Below are 22,394 nucleotides of genomic sequence, written 5' to 3' on the forward strand. Positions count from 1 at the left end.
CCCGGGCAGATTCCTTACGGCCGGGCGGCCCCTTGGCCGCTCTCCAGCCTTCGCATTCAGAGAAAGCGCGAAAAGAACGCCAACACCCTGCGTGGATATTCTTCCGGCGCGGCCTGGAGGTAGTTCTCATGGCCCGCCCCCGGGACGCGCCACTTCTCCCAGGGGCCTTGACCCTGGCGCAGGAGGTCCTCCAGCGCGGCGTCCGGCACCCACGGGTCCATCGCGCCGGCCATCAGCAGGACGGGGCGGCCCGCCAGCGCGGCCATGTCCCGCGCGGGTTGGACGGCGTTCACGTCCACGCCCGCGCGCTTCATCACCCCCAGCGCCGGCCACAGGCCCAGGGGGCCCCAGTGTCCCAGCTCATCCTGGAGCGCCTGCGCGGGAGCGACGGCCGCGGCCTCCACCACCACGGCCTTGAGGCGCGGATCTTCCGCCGCCGCCTTCAGCACCGAGTAGCCCCCCAGCGAGAACCCGAGCGCGCCGACGCGCTTCGCGTCCACCTCCGGCTGTCTCGTGGCGAAGTCCACCGCCGCCCGCACCTGGGCCGCCTCGCGGTCCCCATAAGTCGAGACCGTTCCGTCACTCTCCCCATGGGCGCCCAGGTCGAAGAGCACCAGCCCGTACCCGGCCTGCGCCAGGAACCGGGCCTCGGGCAGCAACTGGGTGCGGTTGCCTGACAGGCCATGGACCAGGACGACGAGCGCCCCGTCGCGCGGCGGCAGGTACCAGCCCTTGAGCTGGAGGCCGTCGCGGTCCTGGAACGCCACGTCCCGCAGGCCGGCGAGCTCCGCTTCCCGCGGAGGGCTCCCCACCGGCTGCCGGGGCGGGTGCACCTCCTGGGAGATGTAGCGCGCGCTGCGCACCGCGACCCAGGCCGCCATCGCCAACAGGGCCACGCCCCCCAGCACCAGCCCGGCGACGAGCGGACGCTTCACGCGGACTCCCGCGCCACCCACGCGTCGATCTTCGCCTCCAGCACGTCCAGCGGCAGCGAGCCCGTCAGGAGCACTTCATCGTGAAAGGCCTTCACGTCGAAGCGCTGGCCCAGCGCGGCCTCCGCCCGGTCGCGCAGGGCGCGGATCCGCAGCTGGCCGACCTTGTACGCCAGCGCCTGGCCTGGCCACGCGATGTAGCGGTCCACCTCGTTGGTGACGTCCAGCTCCTGGCGCGGCGCGTTCTCCATGAAGAAGTCCAGCGCCTGCTTCCGCGTCCACCGCTTCGCGTGCAGGCCGGTGTCCACCACCAGCCGCACCGCGCGCCACATCTCGTAGGCGAGCTGGCCGAACTTGTCGTGCGGGTCGTCGTACAGGCCCAGCTCGTCACCCAGCGACTCGCTGTACAGCGCCCAGCCCTCGTCGAAGGCCACGTAGGACGTGTAGCGGCGGAAGTCCGGCACGTCGGGCTGCTCGGAGGTCAGGGACACCTGGAAGTGGTGGCCGGGCACGGCCTCGTGCAGCGTCAGGGGCACCATCTCCCAGACGGGCCGCGTCTCCGGCCGGTAGAGGTTCACCTGGAAGGTGCCCGGGCGCGAGCCGTCCGCGGAGGCCGGGAAGTAGAACCCCGTCGTCACGTCCGGGGCCATGGCCTCCGGGATGGGTTCGACGACGTAGGGCTTCCTCGGCATCGTGCGGAACAGCCGCGTGAGCAGCGGGTCGATGCGCTTCGCCAGCGCCCGGTAGCGCGCGAGCAGCGCCTCACCCGTGGGCTCGTAGAAGCGCGCCTCCGTGCGCAGCTTCTCGAAGAACGCCTGCCGCGTGCCGGTGAAGCCCGTGCGGGCCATCACCCCGTCCAGCTCCGCGCGCAGCCGCTGGACCTCCGCGAGCCCCATCGCGTGGATCTCATCCGGCGTCAGCCGCGTCGTCGTGTGCCGGCGCGCGAGCACCGTGTACAGCGCCTCGCCGTCCGGGAACTGCCACACGCCCACGGTCTCCGGGGCCGCGGGCAGGTACTCCGTGGTGACGAAGTCCAGGGCGCGCTTGAGCGCGGGGACCACGGTGTTCGCGATGGCGTCACGGCCCGCCTGCTGAAGCCTCCGCGCGTCCTCCGCCGGGAAGTCCTTGGGCATGCGGGTGAAGGGGCCGTAGAAGCCGCTCTGCGTCGGGTCCTTCACCACCTGCCGCTCCAGCTGCGGCGGGATGCGCTGGAGCACGATGCGCGGGTGGATGCGGTGCTGGCGCATGCCTTCGCGCATCAGCGCCACCACCTGATCCGCGTAGGCGCCGAAGCCCTCCAGCCGCTTCACCCAGTCCTCGTAGTCCCGCACCGTCTCGAAGCGGAGGGTGTCCGCCAGCTGGTACGCCGTCTGGAGGCCCGGCGGCTGCTTGAGCCCCTCCGGCAGGCCGCCCATCTGGTTGAGGGGCAGCAGGTGCCACTTCACCCCGTACTCTTCAATCCACGTCTCGTGCATCCGGCGGAACAGGTCCAGGTGCAGCCGGTCCGCGTCGCTGTCCAGCCCGGCGCGGTCCACGTCCTGGAGCCGGCGCAGCACGTCGTGGCTGTGCCGGTGATCCGCCTCCAGCGCGGCGAGGCTCAGGTCGTCCCACTTGTCGTTCCAGCGCCGGTCCCCCAGCAGCGACGCATAGGTGGGGTACTGCTGGAGGGAGTACTGCCACTCCGCTTCCAGCAGGGCATGCAGGGAAGCGGACATGGCGCCGCGCCGGGGGACGGACTCGGATGACATGGACGGACTCCGGAGTGGGAACCGCGACTAGACGAACAGCGTGGGATCGAACTCGTCCACGTTGACCGGCAGGAGCCGGGGCAGGGGACGCTGGAAGACGCGGGCGTTGAGCTCCAGGTCCACGACCTTCAGGCCCAGCGGGGTGAGCTCGCGGAACCTCTGGCTCACGTACTCGCGCAGGCCCAGCACGGCGACCTGGCGCTTCTCCTCCAGCAAGGGCTTGAGCGCCTCCGCGAAGTCCGCGCCGTCGTGGCTGGCCAGGCCCACCGCCGCTCCCGGGCGCTGGGTGCGGATGTTCTCCAGGAGCTTGAGGATGCCCAGGTCCACGACCTTCTGGTCCGGCCGGCCGTGCAGCAGCGCCACCTCACAGCCCGCGGACTTCAGCGCGCGCACGAAGCCAATCATCGCGTCCGGCAGCTGCTCTCCGCGTGCGTTGAGCACCACCACGCAGCGCACGGGCTTGGGGAAGTAGGTGTCGCAGAAGGCGACCAGCCGGTCGAACTGCACCCGGTCCTGGGGCTCGGGCTTGCGCCCGACGATGTTGGAGACGGCCCAGTCGACATTCTCGGCGTCGATGAGGACGTAGGATGCGGCGGCGGGACGGACGGATTGCATGGCGGGGACAATACGCGGGCTGCCGGCCGTTGTGGGTTTTCATCGACCCACGCGAATCCGTTGGAACTCCTCCAACAGCAGCTCCGACACGCGCCGCACGCGGGGAATCTCCAGCGCGGACCTCGCGCACACGAGGTGCGTCTGGCTCCGGGCGAACGGGCCCAGGTCCAGCTCCAGGGGGACGAGCCGCGTCGGGCGGGTGAAGCGGTGCGCCATGCGCGCCATCACCATCGCGCCCAGGCCGGCCTCCGCCGCCGCGAGCATCACCAGGTAGCTGTCCGCCGTGAAGGACGGGCTGAAGCCGGGGATCATCGACTCCAGCTGGGGGTTGGGCGGGACGGCTTCGAAGGGCGGCGCCCAGGCCACCCAGGGCAGCTCCTGGAGCGTCACCTTCCTCGGCAGCCGGGCCTTCAGGGCCCTGGACACGAAGACGCTGTTGGGGACCTCCAGCGTGTCCACGAGCTTGAGGTCCGCGCTGGTGGGAGGCCGTCCGCGCAGCGCGAGGTCCGCCTCGCCGCGCCCCAGGTCCAGGTACTGGATCTGCGACTGCACCTCCAGCCGCAAGCCCGGGTGCTTCTGCGCGACGAAGGCGGCGAAGGGGGCCACGAAGTCGAAGCTCAGGTAGGGCGTGGCCGTCACGCGCACGATGCCCCGGGGTGAGCTGTCCGCGGACTCCGCCGCGCGGTGCAGCTCCCCGGCCCACTCCGCCATCTTCTTCGCGGGCACCAGCAGCCGCTCCCCCGCGGACGTGAGCGCCGCGCCGTCCACGCTCCGGCGGAACAGCGCCGAGCCCACCGCGTACTCCAGCGCTGCCAGCCTCCGGCTCACCGTGGGCTGGCCGATGCGCAGCCGCCGCGCCGCCGCGCTGAAGCTGCCCGTCTCCGCGATGGCGAGGAACAGCCGGGCGTCGTCCCAGGAGATATCCATGAATGGATGGCATCATGCCGTTTTCGCCAATTTCCATCCACGGGCGCATCCCGCATCCTGCCTCCTGTCCCGAACGCCCGGTGCTCCGGGTCCGGCAAGAACAAGGAGTCCCCGCCATGAAGTCGTCCCTGCTCGCGCTCTGTCTGTCCGTCGTGGGTTTCACCACCGGCTGCGCCACGTCCTCCCACGGCGTCCAGAAGTCCGCGCTCGGCGTGACGCGGCCCGCGGACACGCTGCTCGCGCAGTTGGACGTGCCGGGCCCGGTGGAGCTGGAGACCGTGACGTCGTGCGACTGGGCCGTGGATCGGAGCGGCCTCATCAACCTGGACCACCCGACGGCGAAGGCGGCGCACCTGGAGGACGGGGACGAGCCCGTCCAGGTCTTCTTCCATGCGCTGCGCCACCCGACGCACGGGCTGTACATCGTGGACACGGGCGTGGAGACGGCGCTGCGGGACGCGCCCGACCGCTCGGCGATGCGCGGCATCGTGGCGAGCGCGATGCACATGGAGAAGATGACGGTGCTGGCCCCGCTGGGCGAGTGGCTGGCGAAGCAGCCCCAGCCGCTCTCCGGGGTCTTCCTCACGCACCTGCACCCGGACCACATCAGCGGCATGGCGGACGCGCCGGCGGGGACGCCCGTCTTCACCGGCCCGGGTGAGGCGGGCAGCCGCGCCTTCGTGAACCTGCTGGTGCAGGGCGCCACGGACCGCGCGCTGGAGGGCAAGCCGGCGCTGTCGGAGTGGAACTACACGGCCGACCCGAAGGGCCTCTTCGACGGCGCGGTGGACGTCTTCGGGGACGCGTCCGTGTGGGCGCTCTGGGTGCCGGGGCACACGCCGGGCAGCACCGCGTACCTCGTGCGCTCCACGAAGGGGCCGGTGCTGCTGCTGGGCGACGCCAGCCACACGCGCTGGGGCTGGGAGCACGACGTGGAGCCGGGCACCTTCACGCAGGACGGGCCCCGGAGCGTGGAGAGCTTCAAGAAGCTGCGCGCGTTCGTCGCGGCGCACCCGGAGGTGGAGGTGCGCTTCGGCCACCAGCACTGAGGCCCTCCAGGCCTCCGCGAAACGCGCGGCGGTACGCGAGGGGGCTGGTGGCGACGAAGCGCTGGAAGTGTTCGCGGAAGGTGGTGATGGATCCGAAGCCCACCTTCTGCGCGATGGCCTCCACGGACTGGCTGGTGGTCTCCAGCAGGTGTTGCGCGCGGCGCACGCGGGCGTGGAGGAGCCACTGGAGGGGCGTGGTGCCGGTCTGTTCCCGGAAGTGGCGGCTCAGGGTGCGCTCGCTCATCGCGGCCTTCCGGGCCAGGGCCTGGAGCGTGAGCGGCCGGTGCAGGTGGTCCTCCATCCAGTGCAGGAGCGGCTCCAGCGACGCGCCTTCGGGCGCGGGGGGCACGTGGGTGATGAACTGGGACTGGCCGCCGTCGCGCTCCAGCGGCATCACGGCCAGCCTCGCCGCGTCCGCCGCCACCGCGGCGCCATGGTCGCGCCGCACCAGGTGCAGGCAGAGGTCCAGCCCCGCCGCCGCGCCCGCGGAGGTGAGGAGCTGGCCGTTGTCGACGTAGAGGACGTTCGGATCCACCTGGATGGCGGGGTGGCGCCGGGCCAATTCCTCCGCGGCCATCCAGTGCGTGGTCGCGCGCAGCCCGTCGAGCAGCCCCGTCGCGGCCAGCAGGAACGCCCCCGTGCAGATGGACGCGATGCGCGTGCCCCGGCTGGCCGCCGCGCGCAGCGCCTTCAGGAGCGCGGGAGGGACGGGCGCGGAGAGGTCCATGATGCCGGGCAGGAAGATGGTGTCCGCGCGCGCCAGCGAACCCAGGCCATGGTGGGTCTTCACCCGGAACGCGCCCGCGTGGACCTCCGGGGTCAGGCCGCAGACGCGGACCTGGTAGCCGGGGCCGCCGAAGGGCAGCCGCACGTGGCGGAAGACCTCGGTGGGAATCGAGAGGTCGAAGGGCACCACTCCATCCAGCGCGACGATGGCCACGGTGTGCATGGCGGGAAGATGCCAGGACCGGGGTGTTCCCGCCAGGAGGGGCTGTGGCGGGAAGTCGTCGAAAGATGGCGTTTCCGCCACTCACGGCGCCGGGGGCGCGCATGGCATACGGGCGGGGTGCGTGACGGATGCACGGTGAGGGTTTCCGCGTGTTGATCTACCGCTTGCTGCTCCTGCTGAAGTTCGTGGGCGTGGTGCTGTACGGGGGCGGGCTCGTGGGGGCGCTGGCCGCGACGACGTCGCAAGAGCGCAAGCGCGCGGTGCACGCCATCGCGTCGCCGGGGCTGGTGGTGACGTGGACGGCGGGCTACCTGCTCACGCTCCAGTTCCAGCTCGCGTTGACGGAGGCGTGGATATCGGGCGGGCTGGCGCTGTCGCTGGTGTCGCAGCTGTCGCTGGTGGCCATGGCGTCCCGCGAGCGGCGCACGCTGGCGGGCGCGCTGATGGCGGCCGTGCCGTTCTTCCTCGTCCTGGTGTTGATGATCTTCCGGCCGCGCTGGCCTTGGGTGGACACATGAGTGCGCTGCGACAGCTGAGGTGGGTGGCCTTCCTGGAGGGGATGTCCTTCCTGGGGCTGCTCTTCATCGCGATGCCGGTGAAGTACCTGCTGGCGCAGCCGCTGGCGGTGCGGGTCGCCGGCAGCGTCCACGGGCTCCTGTTCCTGCTCTTCGTGTCGTCCCTGTTCCGCGCGGCGTCCGAGCACGGCTGGACGGCGCGCCGTTCGCTCGCGGCGTTCGGCGCGTCGCTGGTGCCGTTCGGGACCTTCGCGCTGGACCGCGCGCTGCGGCGGGAGGAGCGGGGAGGGGAAGGCTGAGGCCATGCTGGCGATGGCCTCACTCCGGTTCAAGCTTGAGGACTCTGTCGACAGCACCTCGCCGTGCCTTCCGCACGGCGAGCATCCAGTCCGCCCGGCCGGCGGGGTCCGGGGGCGCGGTGCTTTACGGACGGGCGGCCTCCTGGGTGATGAGCATCAGCTTCAGGGCGGGCTGTGCGCTGATGCCGGCGGCTCCGAGGTTGAAGCCGACGATGCGGGTCATCTCCGTGGTGTAGTTCGTGAAGGTCTGGTCGATGGACTGGGCCAGTGCTTCCGGGGAGCTGCTGGAGACGTCCTGTCGGAGCAGCTCCGACAGGACGACGCCCAACGTCGCCCCGATGCCGCTGGCCGCCTGAACGAGCGACCGCATGGTTTCCCTGTTGGCGCCAGCATCCTCGGCCCACCGGTAGAGGACGGAGTCCTCCGCATCCAGGATGCGCGCACGGTACGTGGTCCAGGCCTGAGCGGCATTGGCGGGGGATGTGGCCAGGTTCGAGAACAGCTCCGAGGCGGCTGCGTCCGCCGAAGGCTGCAGCGCGGAGGCGCCTGCCTGCCCGAGGACGAAATGCACCGCCGCTCCAGTGGCATGGATCTCCGCGAGGGAAGTGTCCCACTGGCAGTCATTGCCTAGGCATGCCTGCTTCGCGATCGCCCGGAACACCATGCCGGCGTCGCGCTCCGCCTTCTGATGCTCGAGCGCCGAGTGCATGGGAAGCGCGGCGTCCCGCGCGGCAAAGAAGTCCGCATAGGCCTTCGCCGCGGAGGTCGTCCCTGAATCCAACGCGAGGTCCAACGTGGAGGCTGCGTCCCGGGGAGCGCTCAGCAGCTCGGCTTTATTGAAGTACACGGAGCCCGGCGCTGCGTAGGCGCTGATACGCGCCTGCTGCGCGGCTCGCACCGCCATGCTGAGTGTCCGCAGCGCTCCCGGAATATCGGAGGACAGCCGAACCGCCCGGGCCCGCCTCGAGGTGAGTCGCAGGCGCAGGTCCACCGTGTCCACGTTCCCCGGCTCGACACCGTCGCGGACCATCTGGACGTAGACCTCCGCTTCAAGCGAGGTCTCCGTGCTCATGGGAGGCGCCGTGCGCACGTCCTGGCCGGGGGCGGGCTGCGTGGAGTCCAATAGGGCGGACGCCCGCGTCCGTCCGGTAGGGCCCACCGCTTCGAGGATGACGCGGACGTATGACTGATCCAGCTTCAGGCTGTATCCGCCCTGGTCGTCCACGTCCGCCTCGGCGATCACCTTCGCCTGGCCGTCGACCTCCAGGACGCTGGCCCGGACCTTCGCCGTCGCGGCGGTCGTGCCCGGGCCACCCCACGCGTCCTCCGCTCCGCTGAGCTCCTGGCTCGCCGGCCCTGACCCGTTGGTGATGCGTCCCCGGACCTCGACCTCATCTCCAGTTCTACAGGCGATCAGCATTCCGCACATCAGCCCGACCTGAACCACATTCCCAACGTTGCGCATCCGCATTCGTGGCCACCCCAGGGACGCTCCGGCCAGCGACCCGAGGGGCCTCTTCTAAGGGTGGGGCGAAGGAAAGCGAAACCCGTGGTCCAGATGCTTGCCTAGCGCAACGAAAAGGAACCCTCGGAGATGATCAGCAGCTCCACGCCGGTGTTCGTCCTGGCGCCAAATCCCGTCAGGGTGGCCGTGGCTCCGCCGCGCACCGCGGCGTCATAGGTGGTGAAGGCGTTGACCACCGCCTCCGACAGCACCGTGGCCGAAGCCTTGCCGGACTGCTCCAGCACCGTGCCCAGCGTGGTGTCGAGCGTCGCGCCCGCCTGTGCTCCCACGTTCACCGCGGAGTCGAAGGCGAGCTGGTTGCTGGTCGTGACGCCCAGGTACGCGCCCATCACGGACGCGCTGCCGCTGGTGGTGAGCTGCGCGTTGTAGTTCGTCCAGGCCGTCGCGGCGGCACTGGCCGACGTGGCGCTGGAGAGGTTCGTGCGCAGCGTCGTGGCCGCGGTGTTCGCCTGGGCCAGCAACGTGTCGGTGGCACTGGCGCCCTGGAGCACGGCCTTCACGGCGGCCTCCGTGGCGCGCGCCTCCAGCGCGGCGGCGGCCCGCACCGACGCGTCCACGACCGCGATCCCCGCGCCAGTGGACAGCCGCGCCTCCACCGCCATGCGGTAGGCCACGCTGGCCTCGCGCTCCGCCTGCTGGTCCTGCGCGTCGTTCACCTGGGGCGTGGCCGCGCGCACCTCCGCGAAGAAAGCGTCATACGCCTCCACCGCCTGCCCACCCGCGTCCAGCGCCGCGTCCAGCTTCGCCGCCGCGTCCAGCGACGCGCTGAAGAGCTGCTCCTGCGTGACGACCACTCCCGCGCGGGCATACGCCTTGATCCGGGTCGCCTGCGCCGCGCGCACCGCCGCGCCGAGCGCCTCCACCGACTCCGTCGCCGTCTCCTTGCGCTGGCCGCGCACCGCCGTCGCCTGCTCCACGTTCAGCCGCGTGCGCAGGTCCACCGTGTCCACGCTGTCCGGCGCGTCGCCGTCCCGCACCATCTGGACGTAGACCTCCGCCTCCAGCGACGACTCGCTGGTGATGGGCGGCGCCGTGCGCACCTCCTGCCCGGACAGCGGCGCCGTGGAGTCCAGCAGCGCGGAGCCCACCGTGATGCCGGACTTGTTCACCGCCTCGATGACCAGCCGCTGCCCCGCGTTGTCCAGCTCCAGCGTGTAGCTGCCATCCGCCGCGACGTCGGCCTCGGCCAGCGTCGTCAGGTCACCCGCCGCCAGCACGCGGCTGATCCGCACCGTGGTGGTGGCCGACGCCGTCCCGTCTCCCCCCAGCGCGGGCGCGCCGTCGACGAGCCCCTGCGACTGCTGGCCGCCGCCATTGGTCACGTGTCCCCGGACCTGCACCTTGTCGCCACCACAGGCGGCAAGCCACAGACCGACGACTGCACCCAGCACCACTTCACCCGCGCGACGCGTCCGCATGTGTTGAGAACCCCCGCCGGGCGCAATCCCGCCTCGGCATTGGATGGGGAATACACCCAGGGGTCACGCGGGATGCAAGCAGCCGTGCGTGCTGCCATCCCAGGCCGCCGTCAGCTCAGCTTTTCGAGCAGTCTCCCGAGCTCCGCCTGCTCCGCCGCGCTCAAGCGGCCAAGCCGCGCGCCGAACGCGTCCGACAGCAGCGCGAGGCCCCGCGACGTCACCTTGCGCCCGGCGGGAGTCACCTGAAGCCGATGCCGGCGCAGGTCCGCGGAGTCGATCTCCCGGCGCAGGAAGCCCGCCGCCTCCAGCCGCTTCACGTACACCGTCACGGTCGGCTTGGGCATGCTCAGGGTCGCCGCCAGCTCCGCGGGGTAGGGGTGCTCCTCCACCTGCGACAGCACGAACAGCTCCTTCACATCCAGCCCCAACTCGGAGATGTCGGCGGAGACACCGGAGATGACCGCCATCAGCAGGTTGTAGTTGAGCGACCAGATCTTCGCCGCGTCGATTTTCGACATGGGCCCTTGCGCGGAAATTGGTACAAAATTAAATCAGTTCAAGGCTGAACCAATCCGGCCTCCCCAAAACGGTAGCACATCCCCAGGAGCCCCCATGTCTCTGGACCACTACGTGACGCTCGGCCGCTCAGGCCTCCGCGTGAGCCCGCTGTGCCTTGGTGCGATGACGTTCGGTGAAGATCTCGGCTGGGGCACCAGCGTGGAGGAGTCCGAGCGGATCATCGACCGCTTCATCGAGCTGGGCGGCAACTTCATCGACACCGCGAACTTCTACACGAAGAGCCATTCCGAGAAGATCATCGGCGACCACGTCGGGCGGAACGCGGCCCTGCGCGACCGCCTGGTCATCGCCACGAAGTTCAGCGGGAACCTCTACCCCGGGGATCCGAACGGGGGCGGCTCCGGCCGCAAGTCCATCATCTCGGCCTGCGAGAACTCGCTCCGCCGCCTGCAGACCGACTACATCGACCTCTACTGGCTGCACAACTGGGACAAGCACACGCCCATCGACGAGACGATGGCCGCGCTCGAGGACCTCGTCCGGGCCGGCAAGGTCCGCTACCTCGGCGTCTCCGACACGCCGGCGTGGAAGGTCGTCGAAGCGAACGTCACCGCGCGCTTCCGGGGCTGGTCGGCCTTCATCGGGTTGCAGATTGAGTACTCGCTGCTCGAGCGCAGCGTGGAGCAGGAGCTGGTGCCCATGGCCCTGGAGCACGGGCTGGGCATCACGCCCTGGTCGCCGCTCAAGAGCGGCGCGCTCAGCGGCAAGTACACCCGCGCGAACGCGGGCCAGCTGAAGGGAGACCGGGGCGTCTTCCTCGAGCCCTACCTGAACGAGAAGACCTACACCGTCGTCGACGCGCTTGAGGCCATCGCCCGCGCGCATGAGAGCACTCCGGCGCGCGTGGCGCTGGCCTGGGTCATGGCGAAGCCGGGCGTGGGCTCCACCATCATCGGCGCGCGGCGCATCTCGCAGCTCGAGGACAACCTGAAGGCCGCCGACGTGAAGCTCACGGCCGAAGAGCTGAACCGGCTGGACGAGCTCACGAAGCCCACGTTCGGGTTCCCGCAGAGCATGGAGCCCATCTTCCCCGCCATCCACAACGGCGGGACCCGGGTGAACGGCATCCAACTGCCGGCCTCCCCCTTCGGCGTGCAGAAGGGCGACAAGGTCTACTGACCGCCGTCACCGCCGGGGCCGGGGCCGTGCGCCCGGCCCCTTCGCGGGGGAGCGGAACAGGCGCCGTGCCCGACAAGCCACTACCCGTCCACCGGGGAACAGCGCAGGTTTCCTCCCATTCACGGGAGCGGATCATGAAAGTCTTCGTGTTGGGCGCGACGGGGTACATCGGCGGGTCGGTGGCGGCGCGGTTGATGGCGGCGGGCCATCAGGTCCTGGGCACCGCCCGGACCCCGGACAAGGCGCGGGCGCTGGAGGCGCGCGGCATCCAGGCGACGGTCGCCTCGTTCGACGACCTGGATGCGCTCGCGCGGCTGGCGAGGGAAGCCGACGCCGTCATCAACGCGGCGTCCGCGGACGAGCGCAAGGTGGTGGAGGCGCTGCTCGCCGCGCTGAAGGGCTCCGGCAAGCACTTCATCCACACCAGCGGCTCCAGCATCGTCGCCACCGACGCGGGCGGCGAGCTGACGGCCGGCGTGCACGAGGAGGACACGCCCATCGAGCCCGTGCCGGAGAAGGTGGCGCGCATCTCGCTGGACAGGACGGTACTGGACGCCGCGAAGGACGGCATCCACACGAACGTCATCTGCCCGTGCCTCATCTACGGCAAGGGACTGGGCCTGAACCCGGACAGCGTGCAGCTGCCGCCGCTCATCCAGTACGCGCGGGAGACGGGCACGGCGCGCTACATCGGGAAGGGGGAGAACGTCTGGTCCAACGTGCACATCGAGGACCTGGCGGACCTCTACCTCCTGGTGCTGGAGCGAGCCCCGGCCGGGACGTTCTTCTTCGCGGAGAACGGTGAGGCGAACTTCCGGGACGTGGTGACGGCCATCGGCAGGAGCCTCCACCTGCCCGTGGCCAGCATGCCGCTTCTGGAAGGGGAGCAGCGCTGGGGCGTGGAGCTGGGGCGGCTGGCGCTCGCGTCCAACAGCCGCATCCGCGCGAAGCGGGCCCGCGCCCTGGGCTGGAAGCCGCACCGGCCCTCCGTGTTCGACGTGCTCGCGGAGCTGAAGTAGCCGCGGACCCGCTCCGGGCCCGCGGCCTTCTTCCGTCATGCGGCCTTCACGTCAGTCCGCCAGCATGAAGCCGACCTTGTACTTGCGGGCCTGCGCCGGGAAGCTGCGCGCCACCGCGTCCGCCACGTAGCCGGCGAGGTTGGGGAACACGTAGTCGCGCTCCACGGCGGTGTTCAGGCCCAGCCACGAGGCCAGCGTCCAGCCGTACTGCTCCACCGTGAGCGTGGGAATCCAGCGGCCCCGCTCGTCCGTGGAGCCGTCCAGCGAACCCGACAGGTCCAGGCTGGGGAAGGTGCCGTAGAGCGCCTTGCCCGCGACGCGGTTGCCCAGGACGATGGCGTGGCCACCCCAGGCGTGGTCCGTGCCGCTGTCGCCGTTCTCCAGCAGCGTCCGGTTGAAGTCGCTCATGGTGAAGAGCGTGGCCTGCGGCGCGTTGGAGCCGAACGCGGTCTGCGTCTCCAGCAGCGTCACCGCCTTCTGGAAGGCGTCGAGCGCGAAGTCCAGCTGCTCCAGGAGCTTCGGCTGGTCCACGTCCTCGTCATGGTGCGTGTCGAAGGAGCCGAAGCCCACGGAGAACACCTGGCGCTTGAGGCCCAGGCCCGCGTTGCTCACCGGCATCGCGCCCGCCACCAGGTCGCGCACCACCTGGTAGAGCTGCGTGTGCAGCGTCCACTTCGCGGTGTCCTCCGGCGGCAGCGTGGGCACGAAGTAGCCGTCGATGGCGTCGCGGGTGGCCTGGGGCAGCTGCGCCCACGCCGCGTCGCGCGCGGCGGCGCGGGCGGAGGCGAAGGTCTGCGCCGTGGTGAACACGCCCGCGTAGGCCGTCTCCAGCACGTTGCCGTCCTGCACCGTCATCACGTCCGCCAGCGCCGCCTGCTGGAGCAGGTCGAAGTCCGACGGCGGGGTGGCGACGGTGCGGAACGCGAGCGTGCCGTCCGGCGCCACCACCATGGGCTTGCGCTCCACGCCCGCGCAGAAGCGCGGCTTGCCTCCGAACGACGTCACCTCCGGGTAGTCCGGCGGCGTGCTGGTGTTGAGCACGTGGAGCTTGTCCGCCGCGCGGCCGCCCCAGCCCGTGACCTTGATGTCGGCGGTGACGGTGCTGGAGCCGGGGTTGGCCAGCGCGCTCGCCCAGGCGTCCTGCTGGTCGCTGTGGGAGAAGAGGTTCTCCGGCACGGCCGTCCCGCCCGCCAGGTAGTCCGCCTTGGTCAGCGGGAGTACCAGCGGCCCCACGTTGCACACGAACGCGGCGCGCCCCGCCTCGAAGTGCGCGCGCAGCTTCGACAGCGTCTTGGGCAGGGCGAAGGACCCGGCGGCCATGCCCGTGGGGTTGATGAGATCCAACTGGTCCGCCTTCAGCCCGATGGTGGGCCGGGCGGCCAGGTACTGCGCGTAGGCGTTCGTCTCCCGCGGGATGAGGATGTTGTTGCTGTCGTTGCCTCCCAGCAGGAAGACGCAGACGGCGACGCGGCTGCCGGAGTAGCCGTTGAGGGTGGCGGCGTGGGCGTTGCCCACCCAGCGGGGGAGGGCGGCGGCGGCGGCCAGGAAACCCAGGCCATGCGTGGCGCGCCGGAGGAACTGGCGACGGGTGGTGGTCATGGGGTTCACCGCTGGATCTGGAAGGAGGGGGAGAGCAACGTCAGGTAGAGCCCGAGCTTCTTCTTGCGGATGGCCGAGTTCGCCCGGCTGTCACCCATGGCCGTCAGCAGCTTCTGCTCCAGCTCCGGCGCCATCGTGCCGTGCAGCCAGTAGCGGCCCAGGTACGTGACCAGGTCCGCGTTGGTGGCGGGCAGCAGTTCGTAGTCCACGGTGATGCCCGCGTTGGCGGTGCTGCCCGAGTAGAGGAACTCGTGGAGGAAGTTGGCGCGCGCGGTGATGGTGGCCGTGTCCAGGATGGCGAACTCCGGCCCCACCAGGCCGTCCGCGCCCGGCAGCGGCGCGTTGGGCGGGTAGAAGCTGAAGACGGAGGGCGGGCGGGTCACCCACTGGTTCATCGACTTGCTCCAGTTGCTCAGCTTCAGCCCCGGGTCCTTGGTGGCCGTGTCCAGCGTGGGGTCCAGCCAGCGGACCACGTTGGTGACGAACAGCGCGGGCGAGCGCAGGTGGCCGAAGCCGGGCCGCAGGTTGAGGGGCGGCAGGGCGCCGCGCGCCTCGTCGTCCTCCAGGATGGCGCGCACCACCGCCTGGAGGTTCCCGCGCGCGCCGGTGCCGTCGTTCTTGAAGACGGTGGCCACGCGCTTGACGTAGCCGGGCGTCGGGTTGCTCGTCACCAGGTGCTGGATGAGCTGCTTGCTGATGAAGGGCGGGACGTTGGGGTCGTTGAAGACGTTGTTCAGGGCCTGCGTCAGGTGCGTGGTGATGCTCCCGCCCGCGGCCGTGAAGACGCCCCGCAGGAGCTCCTGGCGGCTCGTGTCGTGGTTGTCGTTGCAGGGCATCAACGGGTTCTTGTAGTCGGGCGTGTTGATGGCGGCGCCCTTGGCCGGACAGGCGGTGGCGTTCCACGTCCAGCCGGACAGCGTGTGCGCGAAGGCCTTCACCTGCTCCTCGCTGTACGCGCGCTGCCGGTTGCCGTTGACGTCCAGCGCCGGGGTTCCGTCCAGGTTCAGCTTGTCCGTGCCCAGCGTGAAGAGCTGGAGCATCTCCCGCGCGTAGTTCTCGTTCGGGTCAATGGGGTTGCCCTTCGAGTCGAAGGCGCGGTTGTTCGCCATGTCCAGGTAGCGGCCCATGGCGGGGTTCTTCGTCACCTCCTCCAGCAGCACGCGGAAGTCGCCGAAGGCGTGCTGCGACAGCAGGTTCATGTACCCCGCGAGCCCCACCTTGGAGTCCACGTACGGCGTCCTCGCGGAGTCCGGGATGCCGTTCTGGGAGACGACGAGGATCTGACTGAGCGCGAACGCCACGCGCTGGCGGAGCTGATCCTCCCCCGTCACCGCGCGCTGGAAGAACTGCGAGCCCAGGTCCTGCGCGCTCTCCCCGTCGAACGGCGTGGCGGGCTGGAGCGCGAACTGCTCCGTGAGCGACTGGGTGATGCCCACCGCCATCACGTGCTCCACGGTGCCCACGGGCGCGGGGGCCACGCCGCGCGCGAGCTTCGGGCCGAAGGACGCCTGCTCCAGGAAGCGGATGCTGTTCGCTTCGCTGGGCGTCTCCAGGGACTCCACGGCCTGTTCGGCACGGCCCAGGACTTCTTGTTCGGGGGGAGGGGACTCTGCTGCGGAAGGCCCGTCGGCCTGTGTGCAGGATGTGGCGCACAGGACGAGGGCCAGGGCGGTGCGACGAAGCATCCGGTACCTCCTGGTGACTACGGGGGGTGATCGACCCCGGCAACGCCGGGGCCGCGACGTCGCAAAAGATTCTAGGAGATAGGTAAATTCAATGAAAGCGGGCTTTTCTGGTAGTGCCGCAACCATGGGACGCCGGAGGTTTCGCGGGACGCTACCGGGAGCGCCGCGCGGGCTTCGGGCCGTGCACCAGCGTGGCGACGAGCGTCTTCACCAGCGCTTCGGCTGGCGCGCCCTGGAACCCGGAGCAGGTGAGCTTGAGGCTGATGATGCCGTGCAGCCCCGCCCAGAACACCTCCGCCAGCCGCTCCGCGGGTGTGGCCTCCAGGGCCCGGCCGTCCGCCTTCAGGTCCTCGAAGGCCCGCACCAGCAGGGCGAAGGACTTCGGGCCCGCGCCATCCTGCTTGTCCTGGAAGAGGTCCGCGGACAGCTTGGGGTCCTCCATGAAGATGAGGCGGTAGGTCTCCGGGTGCTTCAGGCCGAAGGACAGGTACGCGTCCGCCAGCCGTGACAGCCGCTCCGCGGGCTCCTTCACGGCGGCCGCCGGCTCCAGCACCGCGAGCAGCTCCTGGAAGCCGCGCACGCACAGCTCACGCGCGATGGCGTCGCGGTTCTCGAAGTGGAGGTAGAGCGTCGCGGGCGCGTACTCCACCGCGTCCGCCAGCTTGCGCATGGAGAGGGCGCCGAAGCCCTCCTTCATCACCATGTCGCGCGCCACCTGGAGGATGTGCTCCCGCAGCTCCGCCCGCTGACGCTCCTTGCGCTCCGTGATGCCCATGTCACGAGGTTAGGGCTTGACGAACCGAACGGCCAGCAATAGATGAACGGTGTTCACCGAACGGCGTTCAGAAAAATATCAGCCGTTCATTCCCGGGAGGACGACATGGAGACGGTGGCGTTGTTCGGCGCTTCGGGCGTCATTGGGCAGACCGTGGCGCGGACGCTCCAGGCGCAGGGCCGGCCGTACCGGGTGGTGGGGCGCTCGGAGGGCAGCCTGCGCAGGGAGTTCGGCGCGGATCCGCGGGCGGAGGTGGTGACGTGGAACCCGGAGGACCCGGCGTCCATCCGGGCCGCTGCGCGGGGCGTCCGGACGCTCATCTACATGGTGGGGGGGAACTACTGGCAGTTCCACCTGCACCCGGAGCTGATGCGCCGCACGCTGGACGCGGCCATCGCGGAGGGCGTGGAGCGGGTGGTGCTCATCGGCACGGTGTACCCGTACGGGATGCCGCGCACCGCGACGGTGACGGAGTCCCATCCGCGCGAGCCGCACACCTTCAAGGGCCGCATGCGCAAGGCCCAGGAGGACCTGCTGCTGGAGGCGGACGCGGCGGGCTCCATCCAGGGCACCATCCTGCGGCTGCCGGACTTCTACGGGCCGGGCGTGGAGCGCAGCTTCCTGTACCGGGCCTTCGTCGCCGCGAACCAGGGCAAGCGCGCGCCGCTCATCGGGCCGCTGGACACGCCGCATGAGTTCGTCTTCGTCAACGACGTGGGCCCCGTCGTCACCGCGCTGATGGACGAGCCCCGCGCGTACGGCCGCTTCTGGAACCTGGCGGGCGCGGGCGCCACCACGCAGCGCCAGATGGTGAAGGAGATGTACGCGCAGGCGGGTCACCCCCCGAAGACGATGACGATGGGGAAGACGCTGGTGCGGCTGGCGGGCCTCTTCGACCCGTTCATGAAGGAGCTGGTGGAGATGTACTACCTGCTCACGAACCCCGTGCTGCTGGACGACTCCGCGCTGCGCGGGCTGCTGGGCACGGTGCACAAGACGCCCTACGCGGAGGGCATCCGCCAGACGCTCGCGGCGCTGCGCGGGGAACCGGAGGCGAACGTGCGCCCGGTCCCCGCGACGACCTGAACCGCCGCGCTCAGGCGGGCCGTGGGGATGCAGGCCGCGCGCCGCCGATGCCGCGCTCCCGCGTGCGGGCGTTCGTCAGCCGCTGACGGTGGCCCCCGAGCAGATCGCTTCGGGTGAGGATGCCCACGACGTGCTCCGGCCGTGCGCGGGAGACGACGGGCAGGCGGCCCACGCCCTCGTCCATCATCAGGTCCGCCGCCTCGCGCAGCGAGTTGTCGTCGAAGACGACCGCTGGGGCCCGCTTCACCACGTCCTTCATCCGCCGTCCGGCGCTGTCCTGGCCGTCCAGCAGGTCCCTCCGGGTGACGACGCCCACGAGCGCCCCTTCGCGGGAGACGACGGGGAAGCCCTGGTGGCGGGAGCCCGCGGCCTCGGTCGTGAGCCACGCGCGCACCTCCTCCAGGAGCATGTCCGCCTGCAACGTCACCACGGGCTTGAGGCCGTGGTCGCGCACGAGCGCCTGGCCCAGCGCGTCCGCGCCCAGCTCCGTGGGGATGCGGACGCCGCGACGGGCCAGCTTCTCCGTCATGATGGAGTGACGCATGAGCAGCGCGGACACCAGGTAGGACGCCGCGCAGCCGGTGAGCAGCGGCAGCAGGCCCATGGGCTGCCGCGTGGTCTCGAAGGCGAACACCACCGACGCCAGCAGCGCGCGGGACGCTCCGGCGAAGAGGGCGGCCATGCCCACCAGCGCCGCGACGCGCACGTCCACGCCCAGGCCGGGGAACAGCTGCGTGGCGAGCAGCCCCAGGCCGGAGCCCAGGCCTCCGCCCAGCGTGAAGAGGGGCGCCAGCGTGCCGCCGGACGTCCCGCTCCCCAGCGCGACGGACCAGGAGATGAACTTGAGCGCGCAGAAGACGAGCATCGCCGTCCCCACGAAGCGGCCGGACAGGATGTCCTCGATGTTGGTGTAGCCCACGCCCAGCGTGCGCGGGGACAGCAGGCCCACCACGCCCACGACGATGCCGCCCAGCGCGGGCCACCACATCCAGTGCAGGGGCAGCTTCTCGAACGCGTCCTCCAGCCAGTACACCGCGCGCGTGCACACCACGGACGCGGCTCCGATCACCAGGCCCAGCACGCCGTAGAACACGAGCGCCGTGCCGGACGGCGTGGTCAGGTCCGGGATGGCGAACGCGGGCGCGCCGCCCACGAAGGCGATGCGCACGCCCGTCGCGGTCGCGGTGGCCAGGGCCACGGGGATGACGGAGCGGGGCTTGAACTCGAAGAGCAGCAGCTCCACGGCGAGGAGCACGGCGGACACCGGCGCGCCGAACGTGGCGGCCATGCCCGCGGCGGCGCCCGCGGCGAGCAGCGCTTTGCGCTCGTCCGCCGTGACGTGGAGCCCCTGTCCCAGGAGCGACCCCAGCGCGCCGCCCGTGGCGATGATGGGCCCCTCCGCGCCGAACGGGCCGCCCGTGCCGATGGCGATGGCCGACGACAGCGGCTTGAGCAGCGTCATCCGGGGCGGGATGCGGCTCTGGTTGAAGAGCACCTGCTCCATGGCCTCCGGGATGCCGTGGCCCCGGATGGCCCGCGAACCGTAGCGCGCCATCAGCCCCACGATGACTGCGCCCGCCACGGGCACGAGCACCACCCAGCCTCCCAGCGTGTTGTCGCCGGGAGACACCGGCTGCACGGACAGGCGCCCGAAGAAGGCCAGGTTCGTCACGAAGTGGATGAGCGTGCCCAGCCCCTGCGCCACCAGGCCGGCGGCGACCGCGAGCCCCACCGCCAGGACGCTGATGAACACCGTGCGCGAGTCCACCGCCACGGAGGCGGTGGGGGTGCGCAGGCTGGCGAGCGCGGGGCCCATCGACGGGGCCACGGGGAGGCCGGACCGTTCCTCCGGCCGCTCGCCCAGGCCCTCCTCGATGCGTTCAGCGTCAGGCTTCTTCATCCGTAGGCTCCTGTGTCTTGCCGCGCCGCTTCGGGCGCGAGGATTCGTCTTCGAAAAAGAGCGGGGCTTCGTCCCCGTGCAGCCCCAGCGCGCGCACCCAGGCGTCCAGTCCCTGGACCAGCCCCGCGCGCACGTCAGGCTCCAGGCCGCGCAGTCCGGAGATGAGCCGGGCCTGGGCCATGGGCGGCGCCTTGCGCACCAGCGCGCGGCCCCTGGGCTCCAGCGCGACCTCCACGCGGCGGCCGTCCTCGTCGGAGCGGCGGCGGCTCACCAGCCCCTGTTCAATCAGCTTCGTGACGACGACTGACACGCTGCTCTGGTGCGTGAGCGTGCGCTCCGCGAGCGCGTTGATGGAGCAGGGCCCGGACTCCGCCAGCTCCTGGAGGATGAAGAGCTGGGCGCCGCTGATGCCCACCAGCCGCTCGGAAGCACGAGCGGAGACCCGCAGCAGGCGCACCAGCCGCCGCACGCTGTCCATGGCCGCGCGCACCTCGCCCGAGACGTCCGCAGGCGGCGGCGTTCGATTTGAATGGGAGCCCATATATCTGCCCGCAACCTACGGGGCAGGGGGCACGGGCACAAGCGAAAGCGCCGGGGCTGCCCGGCTGCCTGGGGGCCGGCAGGAGGGCGGCGCCCGGCGAGGGGGCGTCACCCCGGGCTGATGACTGTCATTGAGGGGCCTTCCTGCGCGGAGGTGCGACGCCTTGGGTCGCGGCCGGAACCGGCGGGTCCGGGCGGTCGCGCTGGGCCAGGAGCCAGTCGCAGAAGAGGCGCGCGGCCGGGCGCAGCCGCCGGTGCGAGGGATGGACCACGAAGTAGCTGGCGCGGGTGGGCACGATGGGCCCGGCCAGCCGGATGAGCCGGCCGTCCGCGAAGTAGGGCGTGACGATCTTCTCGCGCGCCAGCGCCGCGCCCAGGCCCTGCACCGCCGCCATCAGCGCGCCGGTGGTGTCGCTGAAGCTGTAGCGCTCCTCGACGCGCACCCCGCGAACGTCCGCCGAGCGGAACCAGTCCTGCCAGCCCTGGCGGCTGAGGTCCCCGATGAGCGGGAGCTTCGCCACGTCCGCCGCCTCGCGCACGTGCTCGATGCCCGCGAGCCGCGGCGAGGCCACGGGGAACAGGGCGTCGTCCATCAGGGGCTGCGCGCTCAGGCCCGGCCACGGGGGCTGGCCGTAGCGGATGCCCAGGTCCGGCCCGCCCTCGTCGAAGCGGGTGAGCGCCATCTCCGTGTCCACGTGGATCCGGACGCGCGGGTGCAGGGCCGTGAAGCCTGACATGCGCGGCAGCAGCCACGCGTACGTCAGCGAGTGCACGGTGGTCACTCGCACCACGGAGTCCTCGTCCCGCGAGTGCTTGAGACTCCCGAGCACGTTGTCCATGTCCGACAGCGCGGAGCTGGCGGCGTCCGCGAGCTGGCGCCCCTCGGCCGTCAGCGCCACGCCCCGGGCATGCCGCTGGAAGAGCACGACCCCCAGCCGGTCCTCCAGCTTGCGGACGTGGTGGCTGACCGCGCTGGCGGTCAGGTGCAGCTCCTCCGCCGCGCGGGCGAAGTTCTGGTGGCGGGCGGCGGACTCGAAGGCCGCCAGGGCGGGGAGCAGGTCGGTGCGCAGGGTCATGGCCGAGCCTCAAATCTGGCTCATGTCTGACACGGAAACGATGCGCTTGTGAAGCGAGGGGTCCGGCGTGAAGAAGGGACCAGACAGAAGTCAGATTCCTTCCTCGCACGAGGGGGCCGCCATGAGCGCTTCCGTTCCCACCCATCCCCAGGCCGTGACTCCTACCTTCAACCGGGCGTGGCTCACGCCCCTGGAGTTGGGCGGGCTGGCCGCCATCTGGGGCGCGTCCTTCCTGTTCCTGCGCATCGCGGCGCCGGCCTTCGGTCCCATTCCCCTGGTGGCGCTGCGCCTGGTGCTGGGCTCGGCGGTGCTGATGCCCTTCCTCTGGCGCGCACGCTCGGCCTTCCGCCCCGCGCTGTGGCCCCGGCTGGCGCTGGTGGGCGTCATCAACGCGGCGGTGCCCTTCTCGCTCTTCGCCTGGGCCGCGCGGCAGGCCCCCGCGGGCGTCGGCGCCATCACCAACAGCATGGCGGTGCTCTTCACGGCCCTGGTGGCGTTCGTCTTCTACGGCGAGCGCATCGGGGGCCGGCGCGCGGTGGCGCTGCTCGTGGGCTTCTCCGGGGTGGTGGTGCTGGCCAGCGGCAAGGCCGCGGGCTCGAGCGTCGCCTGGGCCGCGGCGGCGGGGACCACGGGCGCGTTCCTCTATGGCATCGGCGCGAACCTGGTGCGCCGCCACCTCACCGGACTGCCGGCCGCCGCGGTCGCCGCCGCCACGCTGGCCTGCGGCGCGGTGCTGCTGCTGCCCTTCGCGGTGGCCACGTGGCCCACGGAGCCCATCGGCCCGCGGCCCTGGCTGGCGGCGACGGCGCTGGGCATCCTCTGCACCGGCCTGGGGTACGCGGTGTTCTACCGCCTCATCCAGCGCATCGGGGCGGCGCGCGCTGTCGTCGTCACCTATCTGGTGCCGCTGTTCGCGGTGGCCTGGGCCTGGCTGCTGCTGGGCGAGCCGCTGACGCCCACCATGCTGGTGGCGGGCACGCTCATCCTGGGCAGCGTGGCGCTGGGGCAGCCGCCCGCGGCGCCGAAGACGAAGTGAGGC

Annotated in this window: 21 protein-coding genes; 7 read left to right on the forward strand and 14 right to left on the reverse strand. The window is 71.1% G+C overall.

Features of this window, described 5'->3' with window-relative positions; all coding sequences use genetic code 11:
* Window positions 1-56: 56 nt before the first annotated feature.
* Genes AABA78_RS35730 through AABA78_RS35745 form a run of 4 tightly spaced genes read right to left on the reverse strand, consistent with a single transcriptional unit; the run spans window position 57 to window position 4,222 of the window.
* Complete coding sequence (locus tag AABA78_RS35730; protein ID WP_338269949.1) at window positions 57-935, reverse strand: alpha/beta hydrolase; 879 nt, start codon at window positions 933-935, stop codon at window positions 57-59.
* Window positions 932-2,680, reverse strand: coding sequence for a DUF885 domain-containing protein (locus AABA78_RS35735; RefSeq protein WP_338269951.1), 1,749 nt, complete (start codon window positions 2,678-2,680; stop codon window positions 932-934). The genes AABA78_RS35730 and AABA78_RS35735 overlap by 4 nt, the downstream gene beginning before the upstream one ends.
* A gap of 27 nt (window positions 2,681-2,707) precedes the next feature.
* A complete protein-coding gene (locus AABA78_RS35740) occupies window positions 2,708-3,295 on the reverse strand; it encodes an NYN domain-containing protein (protein WP_171420609.1) in 588 nt (195 codons plus the stop codon).
* Window positions 3,296-3,334: 39 nt separating this feature from the next.
* Entirely contained in the window at window positions 3,335-4,222 is an 888-nt protein-coding gene (locus tag AABA78_RS35745) for a LysR family transcriptional regulator (protein WP_338269952.1), read from the reverse strand.
* A 116-nt stretch (window positions 4,223-4,338) separates the two neighbouring features.
* On the opposite strand from AABA78_RS35745, the gene AABA78_RS35750 reads away from it, so the two are divergent.
* A complete protein-coding gene (locus AABA78_RS35750; RefSeq protein ID WP_338269953.1) occupies window positions 4,339-5,271 on the forward strand; it encodes an MBL fold metallo-hydrolase in 933 nt (310 codons plus the stop codon).
* On the opposite strand, the gene AABA78_RS35755 is transcribed toward AABA78_RS35750, so the two are convergent.
* Window positions 5,204-6,220 carry a GlxA family transcriptional regulator gene (locus tag AABA78_RS35755; RefSeq protein WP_338269955.1) on the reverse strand — a complete coding sequence of 339 codons (1,017 nt, stop codon included), beginning with the start codon at window positions 6,218-6,220 and terminating at the stop codon, window positions 5,204-5,206. The two genes, AABA78_RS35750 and AABA78_RS35755, sit on opposite strands and share 68 nt — an antisense overlap.
* A 149-nt stretch (window positions 6,221-6,369) precedes the next feature.
* On the opposite strand from AABA78_RS35755, the gene AABA78_RS35760 reads away from it, so the two are divergent.
* Together AABA78_RS35760 and AABA78_RS35765 are read left to right on the forward strand one after the other, a co-directional pair.
* Window positions 6,370-6,738, forward strand: coding sequence for a hypothetical protein (locus AABA78_RS35760; protein WP_338269956.1), 369 nt, complete (start codon window positions 6,370-6,372; stop codon window positions 6,736-6,738).
* Window positions 6,735-7,034: a DUF3817 domain-containing protein gene (locus tag AABA78_RS35765; protein WP_338269957.1), complete on the forward strand. Its 300-nt coding sequence runs from the start codon at window positions 6,735-6,737 to the stop codon at window positions 7,032-7,034. Before AABA78_RS35760 ends, AABA78_RS35765 begins: the two co-directional genes overlap by 4 nt.
* Before the next feature lie 124 nt (window positions 7,035-7,158).
* Here the strand turns inward: AABA78_RS35765 and AABA78_RS35770 are convergent, their stop codons facing one another.
* The 3 genes from AABA78_RS35770 to AABA78_RS35780 form a co-directional block, all read right to left on the reverse strand.
* On the reverse strand, window positions 7,159-8,463 hold the full coding sequence (locus AABA78_RS35770) for a hypothetical protein (protein WP_338269958.1): 1,305 nt from the start codon (window positions 8,461-8,463) through the stop codon (window positions 7,159-7,161).
* A 137-nt stretch (window positions 8,464-8,600) separates the two neighbouring features.
* Window positions 8,601-9,977, reverse strand: coding sequence for a hypothetical protein (locus AABA78_RS35775; RefSeq protein WP_338269959.1), 1,377 nt, complete (start codon window positions 9,975-9,977; stop codon window positions 8,601-8,603).
* A 110-nt stretch (window positions 9,978-10,087) separates the two neighbouring features.
* Window positions 10,088-10,495 carry a MarR family winged helix-turn-helix transcriptional regulator gene (locus AABA78_RS35780; protein ID WP_338269960.1) on the reverse strand — a complete coding sequence of 136 codons (408 nt, stop codon included), beginning with the start codon at window positions 10,493-10,495 and terminating at the stop codon, window positions 10,088-10,090.
* Window positions 10,496-10,589: 94 nt separating this feature from the next.
* On the opposite strand from AABA78_RS35780, the gene AABA78_RS35785 reads away from it, so the two are divergent.
* Window positions 10,590-11,675, forward strand: coding sequence for an aldo/keto reductase (locus AABA78_RS35785; RefSeq protein WP_338269961.1), 1,086 nt, complete (start codon window positions 10,590-10,592; stop codon window positions 11,673-11,675).
* Window positions 11,676-11,809: 134 nt separating this feature from the next.
* Complete coding sequence (locus tag AABA78_RS35790; protein ID WP_338269962.1) at window positions 11,810-12,694, forward strand: NAD-dependent epimerase/dehydratase family protein; 885 nt, start codon at window positions 11,810-11,812, stop codon at window positions 12,692-12,694.
* A 51-nt stretch (window positions 12,695-12,745) separates the two neighbouring features.
* On the opposite strand, the gene AABA78_RS35795 is transcribed toward AABA78_RS35790, so the two are convergent.
* The 3 genes from AABA78_RS35795 to AABA78_RS35805 all read right to left on the reverse strand — a co-directional run bounded on the left by AABA78_RS35795 (window position 12,746) and on the right by AABA78_RS35805 (window position 16,753).
* The gene (locus AABA78_RS35795; RefSeq protein ID WP_338269963.1) at window positions 12,746-14,293 is read right to left on the reverse strand and encodes a DUF1501 domain-containing protein; all 1,548 of its coding nucleotides are present in this window, start codon (window positions 14,291-14,293) and stop codon (window positions 12,746-12,748) included.
* 5 nt (window positions 14,294-14,298) lie between these two features.
* Window positions 14,299-15,978 (reverse strand): DUF1800 domain-containing protein, encoded by a 1,680-nt coding sequence (locus AABA78_RS35800; RefSeq protein WP_338269964.1) that lies wholly within the window; start codon window positions 15,976-15,978, stop codon window positions 14,299-14,301.
* A 151-nt stretch (window positions 15,979-16,129) separates the two neighbouring features.
* Window positions 16,130-16,753: a TetR/AcrR family transcriptional regulator gene (locus AABA78_RS35805; protein WP_338269965.1), complete on the reverse strand. Its 624-nt coding sequence runs from the start codon at window positions 16,751-16,753 to the stop codon at window positions 16,130-16,132.
* A gap of 105 nt (window positions 16,754-16,858) precedes the next feature.
* Here AABA78_RS35805 and AABA78_RS35810 point away from each other — a divergent pair, with 105 nt between their 5' ends.
* Window positions 16,859-17,839, forward strand: coding sequence for an NAD-dependent epimerase/dehydratase family protein (locus AABA78_RS35810; protein WP_338269966.1), 981 nt, complete (start codon window positions 16,859-16,861; stop codon window positions 17,837-17,839).
* 10 nt (window positions 17,840-17,849) lie between these two features.
* On the opposite strand, the gene AABA78_RS35815 is transcribed toward AABA78_RS35810, so the two are convergent.
* From AABA78_RS35815 to AABA78_RS35825, 3 genes are all read right to left on the reverse strand, one after another.
* Complete coding sequence (locus AABA78_RS35815) at window positions 17,850-19,739, reverse strand: chloride channel protein (RefSeq protein WP_338269968.1); 1,890 nt, start codon at window positions 19,737-19,739, stop codon at window positions 17,850-17,852.
* The gene (locus tag AABA78_RS35820) at window positions 19,726-20,280 is read right to left on the reverse strand and encodes a MarR family winged helix-turn-helix transcriptional regulator (protein ID WP_338269969.1); all 555 of its coding nucleotides are present in this window, start codon (window positions 20,278-20,280) and stop codon (window positions 19,726-19,728) included. Before AABA78_RS35820 ends, AABA78_RS35815 begins: the two co-directional genes overlap by 14 nt.
* A gap of 127 nt (window positions 20,281-20,407) precedes the next feature.
* Window positions 20,408-21,355, reverse strand: a complete 948-nt coding sequence (locus tag AABA78_RS35825) for a LysR substrate-binding domain-containing protein (RefSeq protein WP_338269970.1) — start codon at window positions 21,353-21,355, stop codon at window positions 20,408-20,410.
* 121 nt (window positions 21,356-21,476) lie between these two features.
* On the opposite strand from AABA78_RS35825, the gene AABA78_RS35830 reads away from it, so the two are divergent.
* Window positions 21,477-22,391 (forward strand): DMT family transporter, encoded by a 915-nt coding sequence (locus tag AABA78_RS35830; RefSeq protein ID WP_338269971.1) that lies wholly within the window; start codon window positions 21,477-21,479, stop codon window positions 22,389-22,391.
* Window positions 22,392-22,394 lie beyond the last annotated feature (3 nt).

This window comes from Corallococcus caeni (assembly GCF_036245865.1).
GTDB lineage: Bacteria > Myxococcota > Myxococcia > Myxococcales > Myxococcaceae > Corallococcus > Corallococcus caeni.

Bases quoted from the DNA above. Each gene is read 5' to 3' on its own strand.
- AABA78_RS35735 (WP_338269951.1), bottom strand. From the start codon at position 2,680: ATGTCATCCGAGTCCGTCCCCCGGCGCGGCGCCATGTCCGCTTCCCTG.
- AABA78_RS35740 (WP_171420609.1), bottom strand. From the start codon at position 3,295: ATGCAATCCGTCCGTCCCGCCGCCGCATCCTACGTCCTCATCGACGCC.
- AABA78_RS35745 (WP_338269952.1), bottom strand. From the start codon at position 4,222: ATGGATATCTCCTGGGACGACGCCCGGCTGTTCCTCGCCATCGCGGAG.
- AABA78_RS35750 (WP_338269953.1), top strand. From the start codon at position 4,339: ATGAAGTCGTCCCTGCTCGCGCTCTGTCTGTCCGTCGTGGGTTTCACC.
- AABA78_RS35755 (WP_338269955.1), bottom strand. From the start codon at position 6,220: ATGCACACCGTGGCCATCGTCGCGCTGGATGGAGTGGTGCCCTTCGAC.
- AABA78_RS35765 (WP_338269957.1), top strand. From the start codon at position 6,735: ATGAGTGCGCTGCGACAGCTGAGGTGGGTGGCCTTCCTGGAGGGGATG.
- AABA78_RS35770 (WP_338269958.1), bottom strand. From the start codon at position 8,463: ATGTGCGGAATGCTGATCGCCTGTAGAACTGGAGATGAGGTCGAGGTC.
- AABA78_RS35775 (WP_338269959.1), bottom strand. From the start codon at position 9,977: ATGCGGACGCGTCGCGCGGGTGAAGTGGTGCTGGGTGCAGTCGTCGGT.
- AABA78_RS35780 (WP_338269960.1), bottom strand. From the start codon at position 10,495: ATGTCGAAAATCGACGCGGCGAAGATCTGGTCGCTCAACTACAACCTG.
- AABA78_RS35785 (WP_338269961.1), top strand. From the start codon at position 10,590: ATGTCTCTGGACCACTACGTGACGCTCGGCCGCTCAGGCCTCCGCGTG.
- AABA78_RS35790 (WP_338269962.1), top strand. From the start codon at position 11,810: ATGAAAGTCTTCGTGTTGGGCGCGACGGGGTACATCGGCGGGTCGGTG.
- AABA78_RS35795 (WP_338269963.1), bottom strand. From the start codon at position 14,293: ATGACCACCACCCGTCGCCAGTTCCTCCGGCGCGCCACGCATGGCCTG.
- AABA78_RS35800 (WP_338269964.1), bottom strand. From the start codon at position 15,978: ATGCTTCGTCGCACCGCCCTGGCCCTCGTCCTGTGCGCCACATCCTGC.
- AABA78_RS35805 (WP_338269965.1), bottom strand. From the start codon at position 16,753: ATGGGCATCACGGAGCGCAAGGAGCGTCAGCGGGCGGAGCTGCGGGAG.
- AABA78_RS35810 (WP_338269966.1), top strand. From the start codon at position 16,859: ATGGAGACGGTGGCGTTGTTCGGCGCTTCGGGCGTCATTGGGCAGACC.
- AABA78_RS35815 (WP_338269968.1), bottom strand. From the start codon at position 19,739: ATGAAGAAGCCTGACGCTGAACGCATCGAGGAGGGCCTGGGCGAGCGG.
- AABA78_RS35820 (WP_338269969.1), bottom strand. From the start codon at position 20,280: ATGGGCTCCCATTCAAATCGAACGCCGCCGCCTGCGGACGTCTCGGGC.
- AABA78_RS35825 (WP_338269970.1), bottom strand. From the start codon at position 21,355: ATGACCCTGCGCACCGACCTGCTCCCCGCCCTGGCGGCCTTCGAGTCC.
- AABA78_RS35830 (WP_338269971.1), top strand. From the start codon at position 21,477: ATGAGCGCTTCCGTTCCCACCCATCCCCAGGCCGTGACTCCTACCTTC.